Raw genomic sequence first — 19,797 nt, 5'->3', positions numbered from 1 at the left:
CCCACGTGTTACTCACCCATCCGCCGCTCACCTCAGGGAGCAAGCTCCCCTCTGTGCGCACGACTTGCATGTATTAGGCACGCCGCCAGCGTTCGTCCTGAGCCAGGATCAAACTCTCCAAAAAAGTATTGCTTCTTCCAGATCCCTTTCGGCATCCGGGTCAGACTTTTTTCGTTCATAAGATCCATAGCAAATTGAATTGATCAGGGGATAAACCCCTCAAATCACGCTTGGCTTTTGTTTAGTTTTCAAGGAACATTCCGTGTTGCCTTTCTCGACTGCAACTTTTAAAGTATATCATGTTGTTTCAAGAAAGTCAATAACTTTTTTCGTCTTTTTCGACGACAAAAACCATTATATTATCATACCGACATTCTGTCAAGAACTTTTTTGCAGATTTTGAAGAAAAAGCCTTCAGAAAAACGATGCCTTCTCGGGTAGCGCCTGCTTACCAGTCAGCAGGTTTTTCTTTATCCTGAAAAAATGCGGCAATGAGTATATTAACACCCCGCACTCTATCCGTCAACACCTGAACCTTCATTTCAGCCGGATAATTTAATGAAGACCAGTGCGGCTACGCCAGGCAGTCCAAGAATTCCGCTTATCGACGCTGTAGCAAGATTAATAGGTATATGCAGATTAAATGATTCTCCGATCACGTTAAGAAGAAAGAGCATAAATACCCCTACTGTCAGTCTGACAGCCAGTTTTCCCAGCCATCTTAACGGACGTAAGGATCCCGACAGGACAAGCATCAGCAAAAAAAGAACAACAGCACAACCGGCAATAAGTAAAAACTGTTGCATCAGAACAGACCTCCTCTCTTACCTGTTATAAAAGTATATGGAGACCTGTCCATTTAAGAACCTTTACCGGTTGTTTATCCGCACATGCTGTTCACGTACTTCTTTTAACAGAAACAGGTATCTGACTTCTGACAGTTTAAGCTGATACAATACTTCATCAGAAGGATCTATACTGGCTTCAATCACCCGCTTCTTATTCATCCAGTCATCTTTGCATCGATACAGGGCATCAATCAGGGCGTCGGTCATTTGTTTTCGAAGCAGCCCTTTCTTCTTTCCAAACATGGTCAATCCTCCCCAATTCTGATCAGTCTTTTTTTCGAGCAGGGCAATTTGAAGGGGCTACAATTCCCTGCGACCTTCAAGGGCTTTCGAAAGGGTCACTTCATCAGCGTATTCCAGATCCCCCCCGACAGGCAGACCGTGGGCAATTCTTGAGGTTTTCACACCGATCGGTTTGACCAGTCTGGAGATATACATCGCCGTCGCTTCGCCTTCGACTGTCGGATTTGTCGCCAGAATAATCTCCTTAATCTGTTCATCTTTAAGCCGCCTGATCAGTTCGGCGATCCTGATATCTTCAGGCCCGATCCCGTCAATTGGTGAGATGACGCCGTGGAGCACATGATACAGACCATGGTAGTCCCTCATTTTTTCCAGTGCGACGACATCTTTCGGATCCTGTACGACACAAATGGTCGAATGATCGCGGGAAGAGTCGTCACAAATGGAACAGGGATCATGGTCACTGATATTCTGGCACACAGAACAGTAAACCAGTTTCCTTTTCACATCAACCAGTGAACGGGCAAATGACATCACATCTTCTTCGTTCATATCCACGGTAAAAAAGGCAAGACGTTGAGCAGTCTTCGGCCCTATTCCCGGTAACTTCATATAACTGTCAATTAATTTTGCAATCGGTTCAGGGTATTGCATAATACATTTTCCTCCCTGGAAAATCCGGATAAAGAATGAGCAGCGAATCCCGCGATCCGATGATCCACCGGTTTACGGAATTCGCCGCTTCAGCCTGTTTCGTCACTGATCGTCAGAAACCCGGTAAATTCATCCCTTTTGTGAATTTTCCAAGGCGCTGAGCGGTCAGTTCATCCGCTTTTGTCAGTGCATCATTAACCGCGGCCAGGACCAGGTCCTGCAGCATATCTACGTCATCCGGATCCACTGCTTCAGGCTGGATTGCCACATCGACAATCTGTTTATGACCGTTGGCCTTGACTGTCACGACACCGCCACCCGCCGTACCCTCCACTATTTCGTCTTTCAGTTTTTCCTGCGCTTCGGCCATCTGTTTCTGCATTTTCTGTACCTGACGCATCATATTGTTCATATTTCCACGCATAATTCTGATCGCCTCCTGATTAATCTTGCCTGCTTAGTCCCGTATATCCAGAAGATCGGGACCTGCTATTTTTTTTGCTTCCTCAATCATTGGGTCTTCTGCAGGTTTCTGGTCGTTGTCCTCTCCCTGCTCCTTCGACCGCTGAATATATTCTGCTTTTAACTTTTTCCATATTTCTTCCGGAACCGGGTACATGGTTTTCTGCTTATGGATGACTTGCTGCAGGGCCGACTGCACCAGTTCAGGTATATGACTCTTTTTATCCATGACCATCTGACAGTGAAAATCATATTTGAAGGACAGGATGAAGCCCTCCGGAGAACTGGCGACGGGTCGGCTCTCAAGCAGCCAGGCATGTGCCGCCACATTTTTGGCACGGACTTTCGCCATCACTTCTCCCCACGCCGACCGGAGCTCCATGAGATCGTCTCTGGTTGCTGTATCAAGTACATGATTCAACTGCGTCACTGGAAGTTTCAGATTGCCGTGCGACGATGTCCGCCTGCGTGATCCGCCCGGTGCGGCATGTGCTGTACCGGCAGGCGATGAAGACAGACTGTCCATTTTCTTTTCAATCGCCGTCACTCTTTTCTCCAGAGGAACAAGGTCGGGCGCAGGTCCGGTCGCCTGATCTGCCGGCGCCCGGCACAGTTTAACAATGGCCATTTCGAGGAAAATCCTCGGGTGGTTGGTCCGCTTCATTTCCAGAAAAGCCTTGTTCAGCTGATCAATCATCGTGTAGAGCCGACTGGCAGGTATTTGATCCGCCTGTTTCCGGAAGGCGTCGTCTACCCGCGGCCGGCTAAGTATATCTTCCAGACTTGGCGAGGTCTGATACAGCAAAAGATCCCGGTAATAGAGAAGCAGCTGTTCAATCAGTCTGAGCGGATCCTTGCCCTGATCAAGCAGGGCACCTGTCTTGCTGATTGCCCGAGCCGCATCTTGCTGGTCAAGCGCTTCGACCAGTTCGCAGATCAGCTGGTCGGATACCATTCCCGTAACATCAAGCACATCCTGAACAGTAATTTTCCCATCACTGTAGGCTGCTGTCTGATCCAGAACACTCAGCGCATCACGCATACCACCTTCACTTGCTTTGGCAATCAGTTGTAATGCCGCGTCTTCCGCCTCGATATGCTGGTCATGTGCAACGAACTCCAGACGTCCGGCAATCGCCGCCGAGGGAATTCTGCGGAAATCAAACTGCTGACAGCGCGAGATGATCGTCAGCGGTATTTTCTGCGGCTCTGTCGTCGCCAATATAAACACCACATGTTCCGGGGGCTCCTCCAGTGTTTTCAGCAGTGCATTAAACGCCCCTGTCGACAGCATGTGCACTTCATCAATAATATAGACTTTATAACGCACTTCACTTGGTGCATATTTAACCTTGTCACGAATCTCACGGATTTCATCGACCCCATTATTTGATGCGGCATCAATTTCGATGACATCAGAAATACGGCCCTCCGTGATGCCGCGGCAGGCTGCACATTCATTACAGGGATCAGCGACCGGCGCATGCTCACAGTTGATGGCCTTGGCAAGAATCTTTGCAGCACTGGTTTTCCCGGTCCCGCGTGGCCCGGTAAATAAATAGGCATGTGAAAACTGCTGTTTGACCAGGGCGTGCTGCAGTGTCTGTGTGATATGCTGCTGTCCGGCTATATCATGAAAAGTCTGGGGCCGGTATACTCTGTAAAGAGCCTGATAAGCCAAAAGTGCCCCTCCTTCCGCTGCCGTATTCCGGCTCTTTTAGATCATAAATTCATTATAACGGTATCAGGCCGTGAAGTGAACTGCAACCTCATCACTGTATGTATCAAGTTTTTCTCAGTCCCTCGGTCAGAGGGGGTACGGACCTCGTCGCTCTCAGCCGGACCCGCTGTCATCTCATATCCTGATTCTCACTCTGCCCGGTGCTTATGCCGGCATTTTCTTTATACTTCTTCTTAACGGATAAGTTTATCGTCAAGAACGTTCCGGCGACGGCAATGAGCAGACCGCAAAGCATGATTGTGTATCCCGCCGTCAGCCACTCACTTAAAATCCCATTGATTCCCATACCGATTAATGTGGCGGTTGAAGCCAGGCTACCCACTAATCCAATAAATCTGGCAAGCTGATTATAGGGAATATATTTTTGCCAGAATGTTGATGAAGACATATTAAACACGGCATTTGCAACGCCCGTCAGGAAGGCGGCAACGCACATTGACAGGATCGAATGGCCGATGCCGATCATACCGTAGCATAGTCCGAGAACCAAACCGGAGAGACCTAATTGTATTTTCAGGGGCCATTTCACAACCCATCTTGCGGCAAACATACTCGTCACCAGGATTCCGAGGCTCAGTGCGCCTACGACATAGCCGACGGAATACGTGTTTAACCCGGCATCGTTTATGTGTGCCGTCAGCATCACATCTGCGCCCGCCACGCCGAACAAAATCAAAAGAAAAGTAACAAGCAGATTGACCATCACGCTATCGCGAAGCGGGGACATCCCTTCTTGCCATATTTGATAGAACGATTTGTTCTTAAACCCGCCATGCATTTGCTTCCCCGATTCATTTAATTTTCCCTGATCTGCCAGTTTGATCAAGATCAGCGCACCGAGTACATAGGTCACAGCATCAATGAGAAACCCCATACGCTTAAGATGATCGGGCAGCAATGCCAGAACGGAAACGGCCAACATCGGCCCGATAATTTTGACACATTCATTTGCCATTTGGAAAGAAGAATTAGCCGTCATTCTGTTCTCCTCTTCAACAGAAGCGACAAGGTATTTTTGAAAAGCGGGGTCCCGGTACGCATTGATAAAGGCAATCCAAAAAGCGGCAAGAGCGTACAGCCAAACATTCAGGGGGAAGAAAATAACAAGCGAAATAACTAACGCACTTAACCAGTCTGCCGCAATTAATATATTTTTAGGGTTTCTATGTTCGATATAGATCCCGGAAAACTGGCCGCCGATCAGTCCTGCAATCATTTCGGCAGCCGTCAGGATCATCGTCACCAGTACATCCTGTGTGTGATTATAGACGGCTACAATCATCAGCATATAGGTAAACCAGGTACCAAGCTGCGAGATAATAACCGAACCCATCAAATAAAATAAGTCCCGATCCTTTTTAAAAAGCTTGAGCATGCTACCATTCTCCCAATCTTTTTATTAGTCAATCTTTTTTAAATTCTGACGGAAGGGCATCGGCCATTAACGTACTGAGGTAACAGCTTAAGTCCTTGTCGATCTCTCATTTTTTCATAGAAAATGAGCCGATCACTTTCATCAAATTGTTGTGAATAGTATAATAATGGATTGATTTAATTACAATAGCTTTGGAACGAAAGGGAATAATTTTAATTCAGCTGGGTCTGATTAAAGAAGGTCAATCATTAATTGACAAAGCCATTTCTATTAATAGAACATTGGATAACGTGAAGTTCGCCAATGCAATAGTAGAAGAAGTTGAACAAGAAACGGGATTATTATCTTTAAGCCGATAACATGATTCCGTCTAATTGAATAGTGCTGCTGTGCCATATTTCAGAGCATGAAGTAAAAAGATGTCAATAATAAACAGGAGCTGCCGGAAGATTTCCAACAGCTCCTGCTGATATTTTTAACGCCGTGCACCTTTTGTCGATGAGAGCGCCATAAGCGTTTCTTAAGCCGCCGGCTCAGCCCAGGTAGCCCCGCGGCACACGAAAGGTCTCACTTACTGCTGCTTCCTTCCGGACCTGACAGGGTTCGCGAGTTTCCGTTGCGCAGGACCTGAACGTCAACACCACGTACTTAAGGCTGCCTTACAGTGCACAGACCTCGAAAAGGGATTCAACCCCGCTATAGCGGATTGCGGGCTACAGGGCACCGCTGCCTCCCCGTCTAGCACGGCTAATTTGATAACATAACAAATGGCGGAGGCGAGAGGATTTGAACCCCCGCGGCGCCGAACGACGCCCTAACTGATTTCGAGTCAGTCCCCTTCAGCCACTTGGGTACGCCTCCACTGATTAAATCCGTAACGGGAACTAGTTTAACATAAATTGATACCCGATACAAGCACCAGATGAGACCGCACCCGGCAGCGGGCGTCCACTTTGTTTTCATTGCCGCGCCATCATACAGGCTGGGCGCTGACCATCCGAATGACGTTTTCCAGAATCTTCATACCGACATTTCCTCCCATTGTCATCATCGACTCCGGGTGAAACTGCACAGCAGCTACAGGCAAACTCCTGTGTTCCACAGCCATCACAATCCCGTCTTCCGTTTCAGCCGTCACTTTCAGCGGATCGGATACCACGCGCGCATGAACCGAGTGATACCGCCCGGCTGTGAACGTATGCGGGATTCCCCTGAACAGCATCGAATGAGGAGCAGTGATAATGGCAGACGGCTTGCCGTGCACGGGAGCCGGAAGCAGGTCCAGACTGCCTCCAAAATAGCTGACCAGTCCCTGCAGACCAAGACAGATACCGAATAACGGCAGCCGCCGCTCAAGACAGAGCCGGATCGTCTCATCCATATGATAGCGTTCCGGCCTGCCCGGCCCCGGCGAGAGAACGACCAGATCAATCGGTTCACCGCCTGCTTTAATCATCCGGCGGGCGGCAGAACTGCGAAGCACGGTAACATCAGCGCCAAGATACTGGAAGTAACCTGAAAGCGTGTGGACGAATGAATCCTCATGATCGACAAAAAGCAGATGAAGATTTCGGCCCGGCACCTTCTTTTTCTCCTTAATGACTGGCCCTGCAGGCTCCCCCTGTGGTTTGAGCGCTTCAAGGAGTGCCGCCGCCTTGGTCAGTGTTTCCTGCTCTTCCCTCTCCGGATCGGAATCATACAGCAGGGTCGCCCCGACACGAATTCTGGCTATCCCTTTCTGAAGGCTCAGGCACCGGAGTGCAAGCCCTGTATTCATTCTGCCGTCGAAACCGATCCAGCCGACCGCGCCGCCATACCAGCCCCGTGGGGTTTTCTCATGATGTTCGATCCACTTGATCGCTTCAAGTTTCGGTGCTCCGGTAATCGTCACTGCCCACATGTGGCTGATAAAGGCATCGATGGCGTCAAATTCCGGCCGAATCAGTCCTTTGATATGATCCACTGTATGAAAAAGATGGGAGTACGCTTCAATTTGCCTGCGTCCGACGACTTCGACGGATCCCGGTACACAGATTCGTGATTTATCATTACGATCCACATCCGTGCACATCGTCAGTTCGGACTCCTCTTTAGGCGAACCCAGCAGCGTTTTAATCTGCTCGGCGTCTTCGATCACCGATCCGCGCCTTCTGATTGTTCCGGAAATCGGAGAGGTCTCGACCGTCGCCCCATCCACCCGAACGAACATCTCCGGTGAACAGCCGACGAGAAACTCTCCTTGATTCAGGTGTATCAGAAAGCCGTACGGACTCGGATTAATCTTCTGAAGGCGCCGGAAAACTTCGGATGGCCGGCTCTGACAAGGCTGTACGAGCAACCGACTGGGAACGACTTCAAACAGATCGCCCCGTTTGAAGGCCTGCCTGGCTTTCCGCACCATAGCGGCATAATCTCCTTTTCTGTCAGCATCTGCTGACTGCGCCTTCGCGCCATCCGGATGAAACGGAAAGGTTTTTCCTTCCCGTGCCAGGTTTTCCGTAGTCCTCCCGCCCACACGAAATTCATAGGAAATGCGGAATGCTTCATTCTTTTCCCGGTCGGCAACAATCAACTGATCCGGCAGATAAAGCTGAAGATCATTCTGCCCGGGATCCCGACCCTTTGCGAGCGGGAACGATTCAAACTGCAGGATCAGATCAAATCCGAACGCTCCGTATAATCCAAGAAAATCATCGTCAGTCCGGAAGAGGCTCTGAATCTGTCTCAACAGGGTAAACAGCGAGGATTGCCTGGTCCTGTTCTCTTCCTTCAGGATGGTTTGTGCTCTGCTTTTCATTATGGTGCCCGACAGACAGTCCGGATCCTGTTTTTCAATAGAAAAGGCAGGACTGCTCAGATTATTCTCCAAATAAGTCAGGATAAGCCGTCCGCGGGCATTCAGTGATCGAATCACAAAGGTATCCTTTTTTGCTGTCAGTTCAATAGGCGGATTGAGAAAACCAACGTCCCATCTGGAATAGCGTCCTGGAAAATGATACGTACTGGAGTAAAGAGCCCCTTTGTGCTCATCAAGGGCATCAATTAAATTTAAGAGGGATTGATCGGCTGAAACGGGGATCTGAGTACGCGTGATTTCAAGGCCGGCACCTGCCGAATAGACGACAGTCTTCTGCTTGTGGTCTTCCCGTGAGAAAAAGTTCATTTACGGTCCTCCTGTATAAAAGATTTTATACAGAAGAGCATGGTTATTCAGAATGAAGAAAAGGGGAAAAAGAGGTTCGCACTGAACCCTGTTTCATACGTATTCTTTACTTCTCTCAACTCTGCTCTTCTATACTCTGCTCAAACTGAACTGTTCTGTTCTCAGCTGTATTCCTATCATACCCGGACTGCCATAATAATTCAATCCCCCGACGCTTCACGGATCAGGAATGATTTCTCCTGCTGCGCAGTTTTTGGAAAAAATCAGACAGCAGCCTGCCGCATGCTTCGCGGAGAACGCCGCTTTCCACCTCCGCTCGATGATTAAAACGCGCCTCCTGCACGAGATTCATCAATGTTCCGGCACAGCCTGCTTTCGGATCCGGTGCCCCGTAGACCAGGCGGTCCACACGCGCCAGAACAATCGCCCCGGCACACATCGGACAGGGCTCCAGCGTGACATACAGCGTGCATCCGGTCAGTCGCCACGAGCTAAGTTTCCGGCTCGCTTCGATAATCGCAAGTAATTCGGCATGAGCGGTAGGCTCCTGCAACTGCTCGCGTCTGTTATGTCCACGCGCGATTACCTGATTGTCCTTGACAATCACCGCACCGATCGGAACCTCACCGAGGGTCTCCGCTTTCTTCGCTTCGACAATCGCAAGCCTCATAAACCGTTCATCTGATTCAGCTGCCATCTGCACGACCTCCCTTCCTGCCTGATTAAAGTATAGCGAACATCTGTCCACCATACAAAAAAGCATCCGTAAACCGGATGCCCGTTTATAGAATCATTCACACGACATACTGTTATTCTTCGTTTGACCAGTGCAGCTTGTTCATTAAGGCAAAGAACAGGCTGAGCAGAATGCCGACAAGCGTTGCAAGCCCCATACCATTGAATGGAACAAGACCGATCTGGATCGTCGCCCCGCTGATACCCGCCGCAAAAATAACGGTGGCTAAAATAATGTTCTGGGATTTTGCAAAATCAACTTTTGATTCAACGAAAATTCGAAAACCGTTCGTCGCAATTACCCCAAACAGAATCAGCGAAATACCGCCGACAACGGCCGAAGGAATGGTTGTAATCAGTGCGGACAGCTTTCCGATAAAGGACAGCAGGACGGCAATCACCGCCGCACCGCCGATGATCCATGTTGAATAAACACGTGTGATTGCCAGAACACCAATGTTTTCTCCATAGGTGGTGTTCGGAGTGGAACCGACAAACCCGGAAATCACCGTGGAGATTCCGTTACCGAAAATGGAACGGTCAAGCCCCGGGTCTTTCATCAGGTCCCTGCCGACAATGTTCCCGGTCACAATCAGGTGTCCGATATGTTCGGCAATCACCACAAGGGCGGCCGGAAGAATAATTGAGATGCTTGAAAAATCGAAGGTCGGTTGATAAAACGTCGGCAGGGAAATCCATCCGGCCTCAGCAACCGGTTTGAAATTCACCAGTCCGACCCCTATGGCAATGACATAACCGGAGACCATGCCAATTAGAATCGGAATAATCTTGAAAAATCCTCTGAACAGCACCCAGCCGAGTAGCGTAATCGACGCAGTCAGCATCGATGTGATCAACGTCGCCGCGTCGGGTGACCATTTCTGCCCGGCGGCTGCAATCAGTCCGGCGCTTTGCGCTGCCGTCGGAATCAGCTGCAGGCCAATAATGGCGACAATCGATCCCATCGTTACCGGCGGAAAGACAACATCCAGCCATTTTGTCCCGACCAGGTGAACAATCAGTGAAATGATAATAAAGACCAGTCCAACGGCAATAAACCCTCCGAGCGCCGCCTCATAACCTTTGCCTCCGATGACATAGAGCACAGGGGAGATAAAAGCAAAACTGGAACCGAGGTAAGCCGGAATCTTTCCCCGACAGATGAAAAGATAAATCAGTGTACCAATCCCGTTCATCAGCAGTATGGTTGCCGGGTCGACTTTGAAGATAATCGGAACCAGAACGGTTGAACCAAACATAGCGAATAAGTGCTGAAAACTTAAAGGAATACTTTCGAGCAGCGGCAGCTTTTCATCTACCTGAATCTCGCGCTGCGACACGTTCAATCCCCCCATATTTATTTTTTCCTGTCTAGTATACCCGATTACAGGCAGGCAAAAAAGGGCAAAAAAAAAGAGATATCCAATCGAATACCTCCTGTTGCAGGTGACTTATTCAGATCAGTCAGTTCTTCGACCCAATGCCGATGAACTGAAGGATATAAAGGAACAGGTTGATGAAGTCCAGATAAATCGATACGACAATCATTGGAATATCTTCATCACTGAACCCGTGTATAGTCAGTCTGCTGAAATCAAACAGGGTATAGCCGATAAAAATCAGAATGCCAAAGCCTGAAAAGGCCATCATGGTCGTACTTGAATAGGGAACAAAAATGCCAACGAGTCCGACGAGAATCAGAGCGATCAGGCCAAGAAACAGAAATCCTCCCAGAAAAGAGAAATCACGTTTGCTGACCATCGCATAGACGGCAATCGCACCAAATGAAGCGGTCGTTACAGTAAACGCCTGAAGGACAAGAGTCCCTCCGAGTAAACCGGTATAAAAGGCAACCGCCGAATACAGAACCAGGCCGGAAATGAACATAAAAGTATACATCAGCATATAGCCGACCGACTGACGTTTTCTGACAAACATCATTAATACAATCAGACCGATTTCCGCAATCCAGAGCGGCAGCCTCAGTGCATCAGGCAGGTACTGCCCGGCATACAGACCGACAGCTGTGGCCAGAAGACCGGTGAAGAAGACCCCAAACAGTTTAGAATAAGGCTTCCGTAACGTGCGACTTGTGAATGTTTCCATAACAGATACCCTCCTGTTTATCCTGTTATCACTTACGTATATGTCACCATCAAAGTTTCCAAAGCCAGAGTATTTTTACAGAATTCCATTTTAAGCAGAGGTTTATACTTTAAAATGGATCACTTCTAACAAGCTTATATTCATTATACATTTACCGTCGGAAAAAACAAAATAATTTAAGTATGAAAAAGCGGTCCCTCTAATCAGAGAACCGCTTTTTCCTGCCCTTCCATCAAGGATTTACTTTTGACGGCGCCTTGCGCTCACTTTCAGAATCTTTCCCGCCTGCGTCATTTCCGTTTCGCCATTAACCTGGACTGACGAATGCGTAGCATGGGATTTTTGAAACAGATCATTTGTGTTGCCGTTAATAACCGGTTCCTTTTTCACGATCATCCCTCCGCGTGCTGGTGATTCGTTACTTGCGCTGATCATTACGATGCGCAGAAAACATACGCTCAGCCGGACGGTCCTTAATTGAACCCTCTGCACGTTTCGACGCGTGCTCTTCTTTTGCTCCCGGCCATAGCTCATTTTCATTCTGAACGCTGTAGGTTGTTCCCGGACGATCCGTCATTTTTTAAAATCTCCTCTCTGAAAGGGTGGTCTTATTATGCTTCTGCACTGTAAAAATATACACACGGGACAAAAAATGGTTTACGAACAGGCAACATCCACCTGCCGACACGGCAGATGGACCCTATTTTTTCTTCAGCTGCGAAGCCACATAATCCTTTTCCTCCTGTTTCGTCAGAAGCCCTTCAGCCTTACCCACTGTTCCGCCCTGCAGCTCCCAGATGGCGTTATGATCCTTGTCCGCACGGGAAAAGTCGCCTTTTTCCCAGCGCGTCACTATTTCCTGATAAACCGCTTCATTGATGAACTCATTCTGACCAAGTGCTTCCTGCAGCCAGTTGATTCGGGCTTTCGTTATCTGAATAAATCCCCACTTCTGATCTGCCTTTATTTTCTGATGAGACATTTCATGTATCAGCATCTGCATATCCTCATCTGTCAGGTCATTGATCACCTTATTTTCTCCAAAGGGATTGGTTTTGTCGTCAGGATCTGCCGCGTTAATTTCCTCCAGCATTTTTTGCGTAACCTGGTGTCGCACTTCATTTGTCTGTTGCTTTTGAAAAAAAATATAACCCGCCACGACAAGTAACCCAATCATGAGAAGGCTTCCAATGGCAATGAGCAGTATTCTTTTAATTGTCATCCACTCCCCGTTCTCTCTCTTAAACTCATCCTACTGTAGAAAACGTGCCGGATCAAGAAAAAACGGGTGCGTCCTTTGCGCACCCAAGTGATCAGTCACAGTGAATGAATGATTTTATCAACAAATCCATAGGATCTGGCTTCCTCAGCGGTCAGGAAGTGATCACGGTCCGTGTCCTTCTCAATCTGTTCCAGAGACCGTCCGGAGGTTTCGGACAGAATTTTGTTCAGCTTTTCTTTTGTCTTCATAATATGCCGGGCAGTGATTTCGATATCACTCGCCTGTCCCCTGGCGCCGCCAAGCGGCTGGTGAATCATGACTTCCCCATTTGGCAGGGAGAGGCGTTTACCTTTTGTTCCTGAAGTAAGAATAATGGAAGCCATAGAGGCCGCCATACCGACACAGATCGTCTGAATATCCGGCTTAACGAAATTCATTGTATCCAGAATAGCGAATCCGGCTGTTACGGAGCCGCCCGGACTGTTAATGTAAATCGATATATCTTTTTCTGAATCCTCGGAAGCAAGAAACAACAGCTGGGCAACAATGCTGTTGGCCAACTCGTCATTAATTTCCGATCCAAGGAAGATCACCCGGTCCTTCAGAAGGCGAGAGTATATATCGTACGAACGCTCACCGCGATTGGACTGTTCAATAACATACGGGATAAAAAATGAAGACATGTTTCTTCCTCCTCTGTGTGCAACATCTGTCATTCATATCAGGCAGTCATCTGAAAAAACGCTGTCCGGTATTTCTTTATGAATCCATAATAGCATACATGGAAAGAGAGTGATAACGCCGGAGATCTCCGCGACCAATCCACACTTTTTCTTCACAGAAGCGCAGAAATTTTGAAGGATCGGGAAAAAGACTTTCATCATAAATCCCGAAATTTCGGATCCCCTCCAGGTCAGCCCAGAATCCCTTTCAGCTCGACCAGACGTTTCATCTGGTAAGTCGGAGCGTATTGACCCGTGTTCTGCACACCGTCCGGATTAAACCAGCAGGTGTCCAGTCCGGCCAGATACCCGCCTTTTATATCTGAACTCAGTGAATCCCCGATCATCAGTGCCTGGTCTTTTGAAAAATCAGGAACCCGCGCAAAGGCATAATCAAAAAAAGCCCGCATCGGTTTCTGATAACCCGCCGTCTCTGACACAAAGATCTTCCTGAAAAGCGGCAGAAGACCAGAGTCACGAAGTCGTCTGAGCTGTGTGCTTCGGACACCGTTTGTGATCACATACAGATTATACCGGTTATGAAGCAGGCGGATCATCTCCAGAGCTCCGTCAACCAGCTGATGTCCTTCACTCAGATACTCACGGTATTTCTTTTCCATAGCCGGTCCGTCAACCCTCTTGCCATAATGTCGAAACAGACGGGAAAAGCGCTTATTCAGAAGCGAATCCCGATCCGCTTTTCCCTGCTCTATGGCCTGCCAGATGCCCTGATTGATCTTCCGGTAATGGGCCTTGATCCCGTCGTTCAGTGGGACATGCTGACTGGCAAACAATTTATGCAGGGCCTGATCTTCCGCTGCCCGGAAATCCAGCAAGGTATTATCTACATCAAAAAATAATGTGCTGTATGGTTTCACTGCGCTTCCCCCTGATCATACCGTTCATGATAAGAAAACCTGCCTGCTTTATTGAAAAAAAATCCGCCCCGCCAAAATTTCTGCCTGAGCAGGCTGTTTGCAGCTGTGTTTTTTTGAAGAACGGATTTTACCCTGTTAGTACATTATTTTGTTCGTACTGACTATTTTTGAACAGTCGGTTCATGCACCTCATGATAAACGGAAGTGGCCACATAGTTAAATAACTCTCTGGGAATATCCACATCCGATACCTTTGAAATTGTTCTGAACCCCGCATTACCATTGACTTCACAAACCGTAAGCCCATCTTCTGTAAACAGAAGATCAATGCCGCAGAACTCCAGATTCAGCACTTTTGCCGTGCGGGTACACAGGGAAATCATTTCTTCCGTTGTTTTATAAAGTGCAGCATGTCCGCCTAACGCATAGTTTGCTCTGAAACCGGAGACGGATTTTCTCAGGACACTGCCCAGTACCCGGCCGCCCAGCACATAAACCCGGAGATCTTTGCCGAAACTTTTGTTGATGAACTCCTGACACAGAAAGTATCCCTGAGTCTTTGACCAGGCTTCGTCAAAATCACTCTCGTTTCTGACCAGAAAGACGTTCTTTCCCTGTGAGCCTTCAACTGCCTTCATTACAAACGGCTTTCCGTCAAACTGTTTACGGAGAAACGGATAATTTTTTTCCATCATATAGATCATCCCGGGTGTGGGAATTCCCGCCCGATTGAGGATCTGCGCGGTGACTACCTTATTCCGGGCTTGAAACATGGCCAGGGTTTTATTGATGACTCTAATTCCGGACTGCTCAAGCTGCGAACCGACAATCCGGTTATAACAGCGCATCACGACAAAATCCGGCTTTTGCAGCTTCCTCCCCTGATAATAGAAAACCTGTTCCTGTCCCATATCAATGACCAGCTGTTCAATAAAGATAACCGCCAGATCAATATGATGTGTCCCTGCTTCCTCTTTCATCCAGTCAAACGCGTTATTGCCATATCTGTTATGTACCACGGATTCGGAATAGACTATCCATCCGTATTTCATGATGCTCACCAGCTTATTCTCATGTTCAGTCACTAATGACTATGCCATCCACACTGTCCGTGCTCCTTTACAGTATGTACGGGCTTTTTATAAGCAATTAGGAAGAGACGCCTGTTTATCAAAAAAATCCGGGTTTTCGACTTTCTACGAGCATAGCACACCGGTCAGGCTGTGTCGATAAACTGACGGATTCTGAAGATACGGATTCATCCCCGCCTGTTCGAGCATTTTCACAGATCAGTAACCTGTATAAAATCTTCTTTTTCGGCAGAAGGTTCCACGTGTAACATATGTGCCCGTATACAGACTTTTTCGCTTTCTCCGTCAGCCATCTTCAGGGCAGGGGAATAATTTTACATCCGGCGCTTTCTGCACGGCTTTATTCTGAAAGCCTGGAAGTCGGCAATTTTGCCGTGTCCCCTCGCTCTAAAAAAAGTGTACTCAAATTTGAGCCATCGCATTTCCGATCGATCGTTGCATCTTTTACCCGTTATAATCGCTTTTTCAAACTAAGGGCACCATTCAGGCACCAGCTATCATGCCAGATCAACAAAAGGGATCCGATCGTTTGATCGGATCCCTTGATTTAAAAGCATTTTTTAATGGCCCTGGGGGGAATCGAACCCTCGACGCACGGTTTAGGAAACCGACGCTCTATCCACTGAGCTACAGAGCCAAAACTCTAACGCCTTTTTAAGCGACATTCTATATTATACAAAAAGATGAAGGCTTTGAACAGGGGCCAGGCCATCCTCTATTGAGAATTTTATTAAAAAAACAGTGCATAATAAAAGCAGCCCTTTTTTTAGAGAGGACTGCTTCCGTATCACCGGCTATGGCCGAAGATCACAGTTTTACAACGTTTGCTGCCTGAGGTCCGCGGTTGCCTTCAACGATGTCGAATTCAACTTCCTGACCTTCTTCAAGCGTCTTGAAACCGTCGCCTTCGATTGCAGAATAATGTACGAATACGTCATTTCCGCCTTCAACTTCAATGAAGCCGTACCCTTTTTCTGCGTTAAACCACTTTACTTTACCGTTCTGAGCCATAGTATAGCTGCCTCCCTAAAACCTTGCGCTGCCCGCGCGTGAAATAAAACCATCCACCATCTAACACATAATCAGATTACATGAAAACAGACCCCTCCAGAAGTAAAAACTACTACACTTCAGGGAAGGGTCTTCATTCTTACGTCCAGATCTTATATTAAGTAGTAAAATGGTTTATTAAAATATAACACATCTCCCATAAAGTGTCAAGCTTTACAGGATCATTTGAAAGCGGAAACGAACCTTCTATATCGCGATTTTACGATATGATGCTTTCATCCGCTTTTACCAGTTCCATTTTACCCGCTTTATTATTTTTTATTCACTGACCCGAATTCTTTTAATTTTTGTTCGCTTTTCAAACCACTTCAGTCATGATAGACTTAATGGAAATGTAAATGATCTTGTTAAGCAGCCGCTTCCTGACGGCTATTTTTATTTCAGAAAGGCGATTGATTTTTTATGGAAGAAACGCGTGTACCGTCAAAATGCCTGATTACCGTTGCCGGAATGGTCGGTATTGGTAAAACAACGTTCACTAAGGCCCTTGCCCATAAACTGCATTACCATACTTCACTCGAAAAAGTGGACGGCAATCCATATCTTGATGCCTTTTACAGGGATTTCAAACGATGGGTTTTCCAACTTCAGATCTACTTCCTCGGGGAGCGATTCAAGGAGTCGAGACGAATCGAAGAATCACCATACGGATTTGTCCAGGACCGTTCGATTTATGAAGACACCGATATTTTTGCCCGAATGCACTATGAAAAGGGGAACATGTCCAGGGCAGACTATCGTACATATACCAGCCTGTTTGAAGCGATGGTCATGACGCCTTACTTTCATCATCCGGACCTTCTGATCTACCTTCGCGGATCACTGGATGCGACAATCCGGCGAATTAACAGACGCGGGCGGGGGCTGGAAAAAGAAACGCCGGTAAGTTACTGGACCGAGATGCATCAGCGCTATGAAAAGTGGATCAGTCATTTCAACTTCTGCCCGGTGCTTCAGATCGATATTGACGATTATGATCTCGTCGGGGATCCCAATTCATTCAGCCGCATCATTCCCCTGATTAAAGACAAACTGACCAGCGGGGCGGTGAACCGCTGAAATTTTATACCTTTTGATAAGTACAAAAAGCGCGGGATCATCATTTATGCTCCCGCGTTTTTTCATGGTCTATTTTTTATTGCTGCTGGCTTTTTCTTTCACTTTTTTCTTTGCCGTCATTTCCTGCTCTGGTTTTTTCGGATGGAGGGTAATCCCCATATCCTCGATCATTCGTGTCAGTCTGGTCTCAGTATCAACTTTCTGATGAAAGGGCATGTTTTAAAACCTCCCGGACATGGAATTAATTCACAGGCCTGATCACATCATGATTTCTCATGTAGGGACGCAGGGCTTCAGGAATGACCACACTGCCGTCTTCCTGCTGGCAGTTCTCAAGAATGGCTGCAACGGTGCGTCCGACGGCGAGTCCTGAACCATTCAGCGTATGCACATATTCCGGTTTTGCTTTTGGCGCACGCCTGAAGCGGATATTGGCCCGGCGCGCCTGAAAATCTTCGAAATTGCTGCAGGAAGAAATCTCACGGTACGTATGCTGACTCGGAATCCAGACTTCAAGATCGTATTTTTTGGCAGCAGTAAAACCAAGATCGCCGGTACAGATGCTGACAACCCGGTATGGGAGGTTCAGTCTTTTCAATACATCTTCGGCATGACCGGTCAGTTTTTCCAGTTCATTGTAAGAGTCTTCCGGTTTGACGAAGCGGACAAGCTCGACTTTATTGAACTGATGCTGACGGATGATCCCGCGCGTATCACGGCCGGCTGATCCCGCTTCGGAACGGAAGCAGGCGCTGCATGCCGCATACGCAATGGGCAGCTGGTCTCCGCTCAGAATCTCATCACGATAATAATTCGTCACAGGAACTTCAGCTGTAGGGATCAGAAAATAATCTCTTTCGTCAGCGATCTTAAAGGCATCTTCTTCAAATTTCGGCAATTGCCCGGTACCTGTCATGCTGTTACGATTAACCATATAAGGCGGCATCATCGTCGTGTAGCCGTGTTCATCTTCATGAAGATCCAGCATGAAACTGATCAGCGCACGTTCCAGTCTGACGCCGAGCCCCTTATAAAAGACAAACCGGCTGCCCGTCACTTTCGCTGCGCGCTCAAAATCAAGAATATCAAGACGGGTTGCGATATCCCAGTGCGGTTTCGGCTCATAACTGAATTTTCTCGGTTCCCCCCAGAAGCGGATAGGCTTGTTGTCATGCTCATCTTTACCGACCGGAACGCTCTCATGCGGAATATTCGGTATGGAGAGCATGACTTCGTGAAGGGCACTTTCCACCTGATTCAGTTCCCCATCCAGCTGCTTAATTTCCGAGCTGACTTTGCGCATAGAGGTAATTAAATCTGAAGCGTCTTCCCCGGCCCTTTTTTTGGCAGCTACCTGGGCCGATACTTCATTTCTCTTTGCCTTTAATACCTCTGTCCGGCTGATCAGATCCCGCCGCTTCTTATCGAGCTTCGGAAACTTCCTGAAATCAGCGAGATCCTCTCCGCGTTTGTCCATCTTCTTTTTAATCTCATCATAGTGATCACGTAAAACTTTCATGTCCAGCATGTGTTTTTCCTCCTGATAAATAAAAATCCCGTCCCAAAAATCAGGGACGGGATTTAACCCGCGTTGCCACCCAAATTGCTGAATTGAACGCTGACGTTCATTCAGCCACCTTAATCATGATAACGGATTTGATCCGCACAGGCATCTTACGCCTGCTTCACTCTCAGGGATGGATTCATGAGTCATCCTTTACCGCTTCTCATCTCCTGCGGCTCTCTGAAAAAGGATGATAACCACTACTAATTCCCATCATCAAGTCTGCGTATGTTTACTTACTAAGAATTTACAATAAACCCTGTAAAAATGCAAGTATTCACCGAGATTCTTCCACAATATTGACAAAATATCGATGCATGCCTCGGTCGTCGGTAAGTTCCGGGTGAAAAGCACAGGTCAGAAAGCGCCCCTGCCGGCAGGCAACAATATGTCCTTTATAAGTGGACAGCACTTCCACCTGATCCCCGGCACTTTTAATATAGGGAGCCCGGATAAATACGCCGTTATAATGTTCACCGACGTGTTTAATATTCAATTCCGCTTCAAAACTGTCCACCTGTCTGCCGAAAGCATTTCTTTTCACGTCAATGTCGAGAAGCCCCAGATGGGGACCTTCACGCCCTTCAATTTTTTTGGCCATCAGAATCAGACCGGCACACGTACCGAAAACAGGCCGGGTCTGAGCATACGTTTTTATGGCTTCAAAAAGACCATATTTATCCATCAGCCGGCGCATCGTTGTACTTTCTCCGCCCGGAAGCACCAGACCGTCAAGCCCGTTCAGATCCTCTGTATTTTTGACGGATACGCCTTCCGCCCCGGACTCCTTCAATGCCTGGATATGTTCACTGACGGCCCCCTGAAGCGCGAGAACTCCAATTCTTAATGTCATGGACCTTCAC

General features: G+C 47.7%; 21 protein-coding genes, 2 tRNA genes, 1 rRNA gene, 1 other RNA gene and 1 other annotated feature. Of the genes, 1 reads left to right on the top strand and 24 read right to left on the bottom strand.

Going from position 1 to position 19,797, the window contains the following annotated elements:
• From EWH91_RS03455 to cspD, 21 genes are all read right to left on the bottom strand, one after another.
• Positions 1-124: ribosomal RNA gene (locus EWH91_RS03455) — 16S ribosomal RNA — on the bottom strand; the annotation flags it as partial.
• Between the two features lie 418 nt (positions 125-542).
• Positions 543-806: a pro-sigmaK processing inhibitor BofA family protein gene (locus tag EWH91_RS03450; RefSeq protein WP_129928612.1), complete on the bottom strand. Its 264-nt coding sequence runs from the start codon at positions 804-806 to the stop codon at positions 543-545.
• A 63-nt stretch (positions 807-869) separates the two neighbouring features.
• Positions 870-1,091 (bottom strand): YaaL family protein, encoded by a 222-nt coding sequence (locus EWH91_RS03445; RefSeq protein WP_129928611.1) that lies wholly within the window; start codon positions 1,089-1,091, stop codon positions 870-872.
• A gap of 57 nt (positions 1,092-1,148) precedes the next feature.
• Complete coding sequence (recR, locus tag EWH91_RS03440; RefSeq protein ID WP_129928610.1) at positions 1,149-1,745, bottom strand: recombination mediator RecR; 597 nt, start codon at positions 1,743-1,745, stop codon at positions 1,149-1,151.
• A 112-nt stretch (positions 1,746-1,857) separates the two neighbouring features.
• A complete protein-coding gene (locus EWH91_RS03435; RefSeq protein ID WP_129928609.1) occupies positions 1,858-2,169 on the bottom strand; it encodes a YbaB/EbfC family nucleoid-associated protein in 312 nt (103 codons plus the stop codon).
• A gap of 33 nt (positions 2,170-2,202) precedes the next feature.
• Positions 2,203-3,888, bottom strand: coding sequence for a DNA polymerase III subunit gamma/tau (dnaX, locus tag EWH91_RS03430; RefSeq protein ID WP_129928608.1), 1,686 nt, complete (start codon positions 3,886-3,888; stop codon positions 2,203-2,205).
• A 169-nt stretch (positions 3,889-4,057) separates the two neighbouring features.
• Positions 4,058-5,323, bottom strand: coding sequence for an MFS transporter (locus EWH91_RS03425; protein ID WP_129928607.1), 1,266 nt, complete (start codon positions 5,321-5,323; stop codon positions 4,058-4,060).
• A gap of 481 nt (positions 5,324-5,804) precedes the next feature.
• Positions 5,805-6,070, bottom strand: an RNA gene (gene ffs, locus EWH91_RS03420) — signal recognition particle sRNA large type.
• 21 nt (positions 6,071-6,091) lie between these two features.
• Positions 6,092-6,184 (bottom strand) — tRNA-Ser (locus tag EWH91_RS03415).
• Between the two features lie 112 nt (positions 6,185-6,296).
• Complete coding sequence (locus EWH91_RS03410; RefSeq protein WP_129928606.1) at positions 6,297-8,486, bottom strand: anthranilate synthase component I; 2,190 nt, start codon at positions 8,484-8,486, stop codon at positions 6,297-6,299.
• A gap of 223 nt (positions 8,487-8,709) precedes the next feature.
• On the bottom strand, positions 8,710-9,183 hold the full coding sequence (gene tadA, locus EWH91_RS03405) for a tRNA adenosine(34) deaminase TadA (protein WP_206184266.1): 474 nt from the start codon (positions 9,181-9,183) through the stop codon (positions 8,710-8,712).
• Between the two features lie 112 nt (positions 9,184-9,295).
• Positions 9,296-10,561: a uracil permease gene (gene uraA, locus EWH91_RS03400; RefSeq protein ID WP_129928604.1), complete on the bottom strand. Its 1,266-nt coding sequence runs from the start codon at positions 10,559-10,561 to the stop codon at positions 9,296-9,298.
• A gap of 124 nt (positions 10,562-10,685) precedes the next feature.
• Positions 10,686-11,327 (bottom strand): Bax inhibitor-1/YccA family protein, encoded by a 642-nt coding sequence (locus tag EWH91_RS03395; protein WP_129928603.1) that lies wholly within the window; start codon positions 11,325-11,327, stop codon positions 10,686-10,688.
• A gap of 240 nt (positions 11,328-11,567) precedes the next feature.
• Entirely contained in the window at positions 11,568-11,717 is a 150-nt protein-coding gene (locus EWH91_RS14425) for a YpzG family protein (RefSeq protein ID WP_165364225.1), read from the bottom strand.
• Between the two features lie 28 nt (positions 11,718-11,745).
• Positions 11,746-11,904 (bottom strand): small acid-soluble spore protein K, encoded by a 159-nt coding sequence (gene sspK / locus EWH91_RS03390; protein ID WP_129928602.1) that lies wholly within the window; start codon positions 11,902-11,904, stop codon positions 11,746-11,748.
• A gap of 123 nt (positions 11,905-12,027) precedes the next feature.
• The gene (locus EWH91_RS03385) at positions 12,028-12,549 is read right to left on the bottom strand and encodes a DUF6241 domain-containing protein (RefSeq protein WP_129928601.1); all 522 of its coding nucleotides are present in this window, start codon (positions 12,547-12,549) and stop codon (positions 12,028-12,030) included.
• A 95-nt stretch (positions 12,550-12,644) separates the two neighbouring features.
• The gene (gene clpP / locus EWH91_RS03380; RefSeq protein ID WP_129928600.1) at positions 12,645-13,232 is read right to left on the bottom strand and encodes an ATP-dependent Clp endopeptidase proteolytic subunit ClpP; all 588 of its coding nucleotides are present in this window, start codon (positions 13,230-13,232) and stop codon (positions 12,645-12,647) included.
• A gap of 230 nt (positions 13,233-13,462) precedes the next feature.
• Positions 13,463-14,149: a YjjG family noncanonical pyrimidine nucleotidase gene (locus EWH91_RS03375; RefSeq protein ID WP_129928599.1), complete on the bottom strand. Its 687-nt coding sequence runs from the start codon at positions 14,147-14,149 to the stop codon at positions 13,463-13,465.
• A 161-nt stretch (positions 14,150-14,310) separates the two neighbouring features.
• Entirely contained in the window at positions 14,311-15,201 is an 891-nt protein-coding gene (locus EWH91_RS03370) for an ATP-grasp domain-containing protein (protein WP_129928598.1), read from the bottom strand.
• A gap of 603 nt (positions 15,202-15,804) precedes the next feature.
• Positions 15,805-15,877: transfer RNA gene (locus EWH91_RS03365), tRNA-Arg, on the bottom strand.
• 170 nt (positions 15,878-16,047) lie between these two features.
• Entirely contained in the window at positions 16,048-16,251 is a 204-nt protein-coding gene (gene cspD, locus EWH91_RS03360) for a cold-shock protein CspD (RefSeq protein WP_129928597.1), read from the bottom strand.
• Positions 16,252-16,713: 462 nt separating this feature from the next.
• Between cspD and EWH91_RS03355 the strand changes: the two genes are divergently transcribed.
• On the top strand, positions 16,714-17,370 hold the full coding sequence (locus EWH91_RS03355) for a deoxynucleoside kinase (protein ID WP_129928596.1): 657 nt from the start codon (positions 16,714-16,716) through the stop codon (positions 17,368-17,370).
• Positions 17,371-17,439: 69 nt separating this feature from the next.
• Here EWH91_RS03355 and EWH91_RS14420 read toward each other — a convergent pair whose 3' ends face one another.
• The 3 genes from EWH91_RS14420 to pdxT form a co-directional block, all read right to left on the bottom strand.
• Positions 17,440-17,586, bottom strand: a complete 147-nt coding sequence (locus EWH91_RS14420; protein WP_165364223.1) for a hypothetical protein — start codon at positions 17,584-17,586, stop codon at positions 17,440-17,442.
• Positions 17,587-17,611: 25 nt separating this feature from the next.
• The gene (gene serS, locus EWH91_RS03350) at positions 17,612-18,898 is read right to left on the bottom strand and encodes a serine--tRNA ligase (RefSeq protein ID WP_129928595.1); all 1,287 of its coding nucleotides are present in this window, start codon (positions 18,896-18,898) and stop codon (positions 17,612-17,614) included.
• 39 nt (positions 18,899-18,937) lie between these two features.
• Positions 18,938-19,160: a binding site (T-box leader), on the bottom strand.
• Between the two features lie 51 nt (positions 19,161-19,211).
• Complete coding sequence (pdxT, locus tag EWH91_RS03345; protein ID WP_129928594.1) at positions 19,212-19,787, bottom strand: pyridoxal 5'-phosphate synthase glutaminase subunit PdxT; 576 nt, start codon at positions 19,785-19,787, stop codon at positions 19,212-19,214.
• Between the last annotated feature and the right edge of the window lie 10 nt (positions 19,788-19,797).

This window comes from Sporolactobacillus sp. THM19-2, from assembly GCF_004153195.1.
GTDB lineage: Bacteria > Bacillota > Bacilli > Bacillales > Sporolactobacillaceae > Sporolactobacillus.
This window is presented reverse-complemented; position numbering and strand designations above follow the sequence as displayed.